Source organism: Sporomusa sp. (assembly GCF_035561255.1).
In the GTDB taxonomy this organism is placed as follows: domain Bacteria; phylum Bacillota; class Negativicutes; order Sporomusales; family Sporomusaceae; genus Sporomusa.
Genome location: NZ_DATMXX010000094.1, coordinates 1 through 9,641, shown reverse-complemented (window position 1 = coordinate 9,641; position 9,641 = coordinate 1). Strand labels below are relative to the sequence as shown.

Genomic DNA, 9,641 nt, shown 5'->3' with positions numbered 1-9,641 from the left:
GATTCTGCTAACGCTATTGTCAAATCTTTGGCCAAAAGTAAACTTCCCACAGACTTTTCCATGGTTTCATCATCAATACCAAAGATATATTCATTTATCAGCGGACGAATTTGCCCCTCAAGATTTACAATCAATTGCAACGCGTCGGTTTCGCTAGCAGCGCGTGCAGTAATGCGGACATGAATTTCACCATTCCTCGCCAGTAAGGCAAGTGTTGGATTAGATTGAGACAAAATATATTTCTTGATTCTTTCTTCTAGTGCCGATTCTCCTAAGCCATATGTACGCAACACTTTAGATACAATAGCGCCTTGAACACCATACTTTTCTTTAAGATATGGAGCAATTGAGGTTTCAAACATTGCGGATAATTCATGCGGCGGTCCTGGCAAATTGATTATTATTTTTCCTGCTGTTTGGTCTTCAACAATAACTCCCGGTGCTGTACCGCAAGTGTTTTCGACAATCTTCGCGCCTTCGGGCATCATAGCCTGCCGCAAATTATTATCTGACATACATATACGACGTTCGGCAAAATAACGTTTTATCCGCTCAGCACTATCTTCGTGGAAATACATTGATTTGTTTAACAGTGCAGCCGTTACTTCTTTAGTGATATCACCTTGAGTAGGGCCTAAGCCGCCACTTGTTATCACAATATCAGCCCGCTCTAAAGCCGTCCTCAACACATTTTTCATTCGCTCACGATTATCGCCAACACTAGTCTGATATAACACACTAAAACCCAGCTCATTTAGCCGAGCAGCCAAAAAAGGGGCATTAGTATTTATGATCTGACCTAAGAGCAGCTCAGTACCAGTACTCACTAATTCTACAATCATCTCATTCCCTCCTAACATTATGCATTCGCGGCATAATTAATAATTCCCTTTAATTAATGCACTTTGTCACAAAAATTACCTTTTAGCAACAAATATTTAACAAAAAATAGCAGAGCTTGGCAGTCTCTACTATTTTAAGCCTGCATTATATTAGTATGCAGCCAGTATCACTTTCTCTCAGCCAGCAAATCATAAGTGAATCCCTGTACAATTTGAGCTTGCACCATCTCACCCGGCGACAAGCTGCCGGCATTTTCTACATAAATGCGCCCGTCAACATCAGGGGCTTCTCTATAGGATCTGCCAAACGCTACATCAGGCTGCTCAGGGTTATAACCTTCAATTAATACAGCCAGCACCTTGCCTTCCATATCACGATTTAATTCTTCAGATATTTGGCATTGTAGTGCCATTAATTCATGATAACGCTCATCCTTAACATTATCTGGTATCTGTTGTTCTAAAATTCCGGCAGGAGTATCCTCCTCCTGGGAATAAGTGAATACACCGACCCGCTCGAACTTTTGCTTAATCATAAATTGCTTAAGTAATTCAAAATGACTATCAGTCTCGCCGGGAAATCCGACAATAAAAGAAGTACGAATAACAACGCCCGGAATAGCAGTACGAATTTTTTCTAATAGTCTCTCAATCTCTTCGCGTGTATCACGACGATTCATAGCAGTCAGTATTTCATCATCAGCATGTTGGAGTGGTAAATCAATGTACTTGCAGATTTTCGGCTCATTGGCAATAATCTCAATAAGCTCGTCGTTAAAATACTTAGGGTAACAATACAACAACCTAATCCAAACAATACCTTCAATCTTTACTAGTTCTTTTAACAGCATTGCTAATTGCGGTTTATCATAACGATCACGACCATAACTTGTCGTGTCTTGTGCAATAAGATTTATCTCCTTGACTCCCCGCTCGGCAAGCTTTTGTATCTCACTTATAACTGATTCTATCGAACGGCTTCGATACTTGCCCCGTACCAGAGGAATGACACAATACGAACAACAATTGCTACAGCCTTCTGCAATCTTTACATAGGCGCTGTAAGCTGGTGTAGTGGTGATACGCCGCATTGTTTCGTCATAAATGGTATCTGTTTCCCCAATGAGCAAAACTCGCTCACCGGCAAGAACAGCCTGAACTGCCTCCATAATACGATGCCATGCTCCAGTACCAACAATTGCCGATACTTCAGCAAGTTCATCTAACAACTCTTGTTGGTAACGCTGCCCTAAACATCCAGCTACAATAACACCACGACATTTTCCAGCCTGCTTAAAATCAGCCATTTGAATAATTGTCGAGATTGATTCTTCTTTAGCAGAATCAATAAAACCACAAGTATTAACAATTAAAATATCCGCAGCATGAGGGTCGTCTGTAATGTGTATATTATTATCAGCCAAAATTCCTAACATTATTTCAGTGTCAACAAGATTTTTGGCACATCCTAAACTAACAAATCCTGCTGTAAGCATAATTACGGCCCTCCTTATTGTATCCCCAGACGTACTGCCTGGACCCATTTATTTAATAGTTTGCGTTGTTGTTCAGGCAAATACATATCATGATGGTCAAGTAATGGTATGTCTTTAGCCATGAATTCCCTGCCCATACGGGTTTCCGGGTTTGTCGGCACAAAGTAAAATTTTTGTTGCGCCATAGCAGCAAGTGCTCCGGCCTGAGTCAACCAATCAATGAATTGTTTGGCTTCTGAGCCATGGGTAGTCCCTCTAATTAAACCTACCCCTGTCAACAAATAAGCTGTTCCATCTTCAGGATAGATAATCTCTATCGGAAAACCATCCCTCGCATACCGCATCGCTTCACTATGAACAACAATAGCAATATCAACTTCACCCATACTGGCCATTCGCGCCGGGGTTGCCAAAAATTTAGCATACTGAACTATTTGGGGGTGCAACTTTTTGAGGAAACTCAATGTCTGCGCTTCGCCATTAGCCGCAACTAACGTATATAAAAGATTAGCCGCAGCATCAGCTGCCAGAAAATCAGTCATACCAAATCTTACTTTAGATTCTAAAGGTAAGTCAGACCACTTCGATGGTTTTTTAGCTGCTTTTCTCAAATAATCCTGGTTAGCGGCAAAGATTATCGGATCATACCAAACACCAGTCCAGTAGCCATCAGTGTCTTGAAATCCTGTTGGTATTATATCGGTGTATTCTGATTGGTACGGTATCAACAGTGCACTATTTTTGGCTTGTTTCAGGGTTTTACGGTTAGCAAGGATCAGATCAGCTTGTGGATTTGAAGATTCTTCAATTAGTTTAATAAACAGTTCCTTTTCGGTAAGCGGTGCAATATTAACTCTGACTTTTGCCAGCTTCTCATATTCCTGCGCTAAAACGGACACCTGTTCAATTGGCAAGGTAGTATAAACTGTAATTGTTGTCAGACTGTCTTTGTTTTCTTTGCCTGCATACCCTGCTAGATACGTGGTTCCGGCTATCGCCAATATGATTAAAAAAAACGATATCAATAATAATGGTAGATAACGTTTCATATGTTACCTCCGCTTATAGGTATATAGGATAAATAGTTAAGGCAAACATATATACTATACCTTTTTTTTCACCGTTATGCAAGTCCCATTAATCCTCAAAATTCCAGAACCCATAGTACATAAAACCAGCTTATTCTAAAACACATGATTTTATGGTAAAATTAGATATCATGAAAGGAGTTGTTATTATGTCAGAAAGACCCACCTGGTGGTCTTTCCTTCATCCTGATTTAACTATTCGCCTGCTTTTCATAATAGCTTTTTTGCTACTTGTCGCGATTGGATATGCTTTTGGTGTATATGATGGTATAGTGCAAAAAAATCTACAGGCAGCTTTAAATTCATTAGGGGCATTGTTGTTATACGCAGTCCCTGCCCTTGGTTTATTAAAACTTAAACGTTGGGCGCGCTTATTTGAACTGGTGCTGTCTTTTATTTTCGTAGTTATTGGCTTCATAATTATGTTTGGTCATAACATGACAATGGGCGTTATAACGATAGTCCCGCATGGCTTAATTGGCATGTATCTCTTATCAGACGATTGCCGACGCGCATTTGGTCTTATTAATAAAGCAGACTAGGATCTTCTAGTCTGCTTTATTTTTGTTTTGTTTCTTGTGGCTGTTAAAGGCCTTCGTTTCTCAACTTTTCCACTCGGCCCCTTACTTATGTTATATTGTCTGTTTTTTAGCGGGCGAATTAGACATTTAGGCTCATAGCCGATTAAATCCGGGCGCCCCGCTGTTGTCAATGCTTCATACACAAGCTCATGGTTTTTGGGGTCACGATATTGCAACAACGCCCGCTGGAGCCGTTTATCATGAGGAGTTTTCGCAACATACACTTTTTCCCTGGTAAGTGGATTTATCCCTGTGTAATACATACAGGTTGACAAACTGCCTGGGGTTGGAATAAAGTCTTGCACTTGTTCCGGGTTGTAACCGGTATCACGCAAAAATTCCGCCAGTTCAACGGCCTCTTTGAGCCCTGCACCAGGATGACTGGACATAAAGTATGGCACTAAATATTGCTCTTTCCCCAAATCCTTATTTGCCTGCTCAAAGGCTTTTTTAAATTTCAGGTAAGTTTCCTTACCCGCTTTACCCATTAATTTAGTAACCTTGGGCGAGATATGTTCAGGGGCTACTTTTAGTTGGCCACTGACATGATGCTCACATAGCTCCCGCAAAAATTCCATGTCATTGGCAGCCAAAAGATAGTCATAACGCAACCCTGAGCGGACAAACACTTTTTTAATACCCGGTATTTTCCGTATCGCCCTAAGTAGTTCCAGATAGTCATTATGGTTGGTATTTAGGCTTTTACAAGCGGCAGGAAATAGACATTGCTTACCCCGGCAGGTTCCCCGGTCTGCTTGATGGTCGCAGGCTGGTTGCCGAAAATTTGCGGTAGGCCCCCCTACATCATGTATATAACCTTTAAAGTCAGGTAATTTAGTAATTTGCCGGGCTTCCTGCAATATGGATTCTTTACTCCGGCTTTGTATTATTCTGCCTTGATGTGCATACAAAGCACAAAATGAACAACTGCCATAACAGCCACGATGACTGACAATACCAAACTTTACTTCCTGAATAGCCGGGATACCACCAGCTGCTATGTAATCCGGGTGATAGGTACGTTGATACGGCAAATCGTAGATCTCATCCATTTCCTGTGTAGAAAGCGGCCTGGCAGGTGGATTTTGTACTACATAATACTCACCATGATTCTGGACTATTGTTTTCCCCCGGATAGGGTCCTGCTCTAAATATTGAGTTTTAAAGGCCTCTGCAAAATCTTGTTTATTATTGCTTACATCTTGAAAACTTGGGGTTTCAGTATATTCCCAAAGATGATCTAATGACTCTGTCCGATAGCAGGTTCCTTGGATGTCACGAATATTATCTATACTAATCCCAGCAGATAACTGCTCAGATAACTCTTTTATCTGTTTTTCACCCATGCCATAAATCAACAGATCGGCCCGACTATCAATTAATATCGAGCGGCGAACACTATCTGACCAATAATCGTAATGAGCGAACCGCCTCAAGCTTGCTTCAATCCCGCCAATAATCAGCGGGATGGTCTTCCATAGCTCTCTTATCCGGTTGCAATAAACAATTGTCGCCCGTTCAGGCCTGCGTCCTGCCTGGCCCCCGGGCGAATAATTGTCAGTACTGCGGTATTTTTTAGCAGCGGTATATTTATTCAGCATGGAATCAAGGTTGCCTGCTGAAACTAATACCCCGATCCGGGGCTTGCCTAATCTTTTAAAATCATTTGTTGAACGCCAATCTGGTTGGGAGATTATCCCAACCTTATATCCATATTTTTCCAACAGCCGTGAGATAATAGCTGGACCAAAACTGGGATGATCAACATACGCGTCTCCGCTGATAAACAGGAAATCCAGTTGCTCCCAGCCCCGCTTAGCCATATCTTCACGGGTCGTTGGTAAAAAATCAGTCATATTGATGTAATTCCTCGCTTCTATTGAGTAATACCGTTTAAAGTGAATGTTTTAGCAACAACTTCGCCACTACCCCCAATTTTCCCCACAACAATGCCGTTATATACCAGATCAACAGCACTGGCATTGCCAAATTTAGCGGTAAGTTTAGTTGTTGCTTCCCATGTAAATGACTCGCCATTTTTGGGAATACCTTCATATATCTCTTTGCCATCTGCAATTATCTGTGTCCAGCACTGCGCATTATACTTAGCAGTTATGATAACTTTGCTGGCTGGTTTTGCCGGCAAGGCAGACTGGCTTGGCGTAATTGGCTGAGAAGACTGCTGTTGGGTCGCTTGTTCTGGTTGTTTTTGAGCAGCAGGAGGCGTCTCTGGTTTTGGGGCTCCAGATGACCACCAAGCTACTCCAGCGACCACACCAGCCGCCACAATCCCAATAATAAACCACTTTGTCAATCCCCCGCTATTATTTAATGGGGGTCCGGGTATTGTCTCTACCTGATTTACAGTTAGGGTATCCTCATTAATCTGGTCTTTATTCTGCCGATATACCTCCATTACTTGCTGCGAATCAAGACCTAAAAAAGTTGCATAATTACGGATAAAACCCTTCAAGTACACTTCACCGGGGATAATGCTATAGTTACCTTCTTCAATAGCTTCAAGATAAAGCGCCCTGATACTTATAGCACTTTCTATATCTTTTATCGATAGGCCTCTTTTAACACGTTCAGCGCGTAAGATCTCCCCTACTGTTTGCAAAACAACTACCTCCCCAACTCTTGTAAGTATTGGATTATATCGTCTGTAGCCTGCTCCACGTCATCAGCCTTCACGCATGTATCATAATTAGAAGGGTCTGTCTTTTCATAGCCATACATCGGATCATAATAATCCAAAAGCAATATTTTTACAACCTCACGTATCATACCAGACTTAAACCAATCTAATATTTGGTCGGTTTTTTTATTACCAATACGTTTGCGCAGCGATTGAATACCAGCAATTATTGCTTCGTGATTATTACCACACATGTCCATATATTCCGCAATTAACCTATCTACTCTTAACTCAATATTAGCAGACAACAGCAAATTCTTACCTTGTCGCATTGCATTAAACAAAGCCTCTGGTAAATAGACATTACCAATACGTTTGCTTTCGCATTCAACCACGATATAAGGTTGGTTATTAAGTTTATTGAGTTTCGCCAGCAGCTCGGCGTCAAAATTTTGGGCTGTTGCCGGCTTCCCTAATCCAATCTGTCCAAAAACAGATCCACGGTGATTAGCCAGTTCCTCTAAATCAATTGATGGAATATTTCTTCTTGCCAACCGATTTAGGATTATTGTTTTGCCAACACCAGTTGAACCACAAAGAACTACTATTACTGGCTTAACCACAAAAGTTCGCAATCTATCTAACACATATTGGCGATAGGCCTTATAACCACCTAACAGCTGAGGGGCTGGAACTCCCATCATCCCAAGTATGTTTACAATTGACTTGGAACGCATTCCGCCTCGCCAGCAGTAGATCACAACCTGTTGTCCTGATTTATAGATCTGACGAACTTGACCAACGATATCAGGCAACTTTGGTGAAGCAATTGTCAACCCTAGATCTTTGGCTTCTTCAATGCCTATTTGTTTATAAGTTGCTCCGACGTGAGCCCGCTCAGCATTATTAAATAAAGGAATATTTATTGCACCCGGAATGTGGCCCATGGAATATTCCTCCGGTGAACGCACATCTATAAAAGCTGGGCAATCAAGGATTACTGAGTCTTCTACTTTAATAATGTTATTCAATATTATCACCATTACTATTCTACCCTGCCACAAATGCTATAAGCGCTGCAACAAACTTATTTTTTAAAATATCTTGTATAAACTTGTTCCGAATTCATAATAATTTCCCTTGCTTTACTACCTATATTGGGTCCAACAATTTTCATTTCTTCCATCGTATCAATTAATCTAGCAGCACGCGTATACCCAATACGAAATTTTCGTTGCAACATAGAAACAGAAGCTTGTCCTGTTTCAAGTACCATGCGCACGGCTTCTTCCAATAGATCGTCCTCAAAATGGGTGGATTCCTCTTTACCTGTACTCCCAGTTTCTACGGTAGTTATGCCATCTGTATATTCGGGTTCAGCCTGCTCTTTAATGTAAGTTACCAAATCCTCAACCTCGGCATCACCAATAAAAGCCCCCTGAACACGGAGTGGTTTTGAAGCTCCAACAGGATAAAAAAGCATATCACCTTTTCCCAGGAGTTTCTCAGCTCCGGCCATATCAAGGATGGTTCGCGAATCAACCTGTGATGAAACAGCAAAAGAAATCCGCGATGGTACATTAGCTTTTATCGTTCCAGTAATAACATCAACTGAGGGGCGCTGCGTGGCAAGCACTAAATGCAAGCCAGCAGCCCTTGCTTTTTGGGCCAGGCGGCAAATGGCATCCTCAACATCAACAGGAGCCACCATCATTAAATCAGCAAGCTCATCGATAATAATAAGGATTAGTGGCAACCGCCCTTCAGCGTGAAGCTCATTATAGCGTGAAATATCACGCACCCCAGCGGTTGCAAAAACTTCATATCGACGTTCCATTTCTTGCACGGCCCAGTTTAAAGCAGCTGCAGCCTTTTTAGCATCTGTTACAACAGGTGTTAACAAATGCGGTATGCCATTATAATTCGACAATTCCACCATCTTAGGATCAATCAACACTAACTTCACTTCGTCAGGACGTGCTTTAAACAATACACTTGTTATTAGCGTATTAATACAAACACTTTTACCTGAGCCAGTAGCACCAGCTACCAGTAAATGCGGCATTTTAGCCAAATCAGCCACAATAGGCTGCCCTGCAATATCCTTGCCTAAAGCGACTGTTAGGCCGGATGAAGAACGCTGAAATTCGTCAGCCTCCAGCACCTCCCGCAAAGCAACACCGGATAATTCTTTATTAGGTACTTCGATACCAATAGCCGCTTTACCGGGAATAGGCGCTTCGATACGAACACCTGATGATGCAAGCTTAAGTGACAAATCATCTGACAAATTTACTATTTTACTCACTTTTACCCCGGGAGCCGGTTCAAGTTCATAGCGGGTAACCGTCGGCCCTTGACACGTATTTATGACTTTGGCACTCACACCAAAACTATCTAACGTTTGTTCTAAGATACGGGCATTGTCGGCAACCTCTTTCGGCACCTTGGTCAATCGAGGCCGGTTTGGCTTCTTTAACAATGATAATGGCGGCAACCCATACGCTGGGTTAATATCGGTAACCGCCGGTCTAACTACGGCAAGCTCAGATGATTCTGCCGGCTCGGATTGAGAAGTATAAGCAGCTGTAAAAGAATCTGCCGCAGCTTCCCGGACAGGCGCAGCGGCGAACTCGGGTTTAGCATCACGCTGATGGTCATAAAACACGGGTTGACGCTTGTCTTCATCTGATTCCTGAAATATGGTTTCAGTTGAGGCGGCAATCGCCTCTCTAGCAGAAATCAAGCTTTCTACAGCTTTATCTTTGGCACTTACTAATGTTTCAGCCAGAGACCACGTTGTTGCCATTAGTAATGAACAAAGAAACAATGCAGACAAAACAATGATCGAGCCATGTACACCTAACAGTTTGCGTAATGAAAAAAGCATCATCCCACCGGCAAATCCCCCGCCTGATATTAAACTTTCAGGTAAGATCTCCTGACCGACAGAAATTTTAATATGATGATAAATTGCTAAAGCCATAAAATATAAG

General features: G+C 41.9%; 8 protein-coding genes. 1 reads left to right on the top strand and 7 read right to left on the bottom strand.

Features of this window, described 5'->3' with window-relative positions:
- The 3 genes from VN379_RS05650 to VN379_RS05640 form a co-directional block, all read right to left on the bottom strand.
- On the bottom strand, nt 1–842 hold an 842-nt coding region (locus VN379_RS05650), incomplete at its 3' end, for a CinA family nicotinamide mononucleotide deamidase-related protein (RefSeq protein WP_325531692.1).
- Nucleotides 843–1,009: 167 nt separating this feature from the next.
- A complete protein-coding gene (gene rimO / locus VN379_RS05645) occupies nt 1,010–2,338 on the bottom strand; it encodes a 30S ribosomal protein S12 methylthiotransferase RimO (protein WP_325531690.1) in 1,329 nt (442 codons plus the stop codon).
- A 14-nt stretch (nt 2,339–2,352) separates the two neighbouring features.
- Nucleotides 2,353–3,387 carry an ABC transporter substrate-binding protein gene (locus VN379_RS05640; RefSeq protein WP_325531688.1) on the bottom strand — a complete coding sequence of 345 codons (1,035 nt, stop codon included), beginning with the start codon at nt 3,385–3,387 and terminating at the stop codon, nt 2,353–2,355.
- 188 nt (nt 3,388–3,575) lie between these two features.
- On the opposite strand from VN379_RS05640, the gene VN379_RS05635 reads away from it, so the two are divergent.
- Nucleotides 3,576–3,968 carry a hypothetical protein gene (locus VN379_RS05635; RefSeq protein ID WP_325531686.1) on the top strand — a complete coding sequence of 131 codons (393 nt, stop codon included), beginning with the start codon at nt 3,576–3,578 and terminating at the stop codon, nt 3,966–3,968.
- Here the strand turns inward: VN379_RS05635 and VN379_RS05630 are convergent.
- The 4 genes from VN379_RS05630 to VN379_RS05615 all read right to left on the bottom strand — a co-directional run.
- On the bottom strand, nt 3,965–5,863 hold the full coding sequence (locus VN379_RS05630) for a YgiQ family radical SAM protein (protein ID WP_325531684.1): 1,899 nt from the start codon (nt 5,861–5,863) through the stop codon (nt 3,965–3,967). The two genes, VN379_RS05635 and VN379_RS05630, sit on opposite strands and share 4 nt — an antisense overlap.
- A gap of 20 nt (nt 5,864–5,883) precedes the next feature.
- Nucleotides 5,884–6,627, bottom strand: coding sequence for a helix-turn-helix domain-containing protein (locus tag VN379_RS05625; protein ID WP_325531682.1), 744 nt, complete (start codon nt 6,625–6,627; stop codon nt 5,884–5,886).
- A 5-nt stretch (nt 6,628–6,632) separates the two neighbouring features.
- Entirely contained in the window at nt 6,633–7,685 is a 1,053-nt protein-coding gene (mnmH, locus tag VN379_RS05620) for a tRNA 2-selenouridine(34) synthase MnmH (RefSeq protein WP_414714960.1), read from the bottom strand.
- Nucleotides 7,686–7,732: 47 nt separating this feature from the next.
- A partial coding sequence (locus tag VN379_RS05615) for a DNA translocase FtsK (RefSeq protein ID WP_325531678.1) occupies nt 7,733–9,641 on the bottom strand: 1,909 nt, incomplete at its 5' end.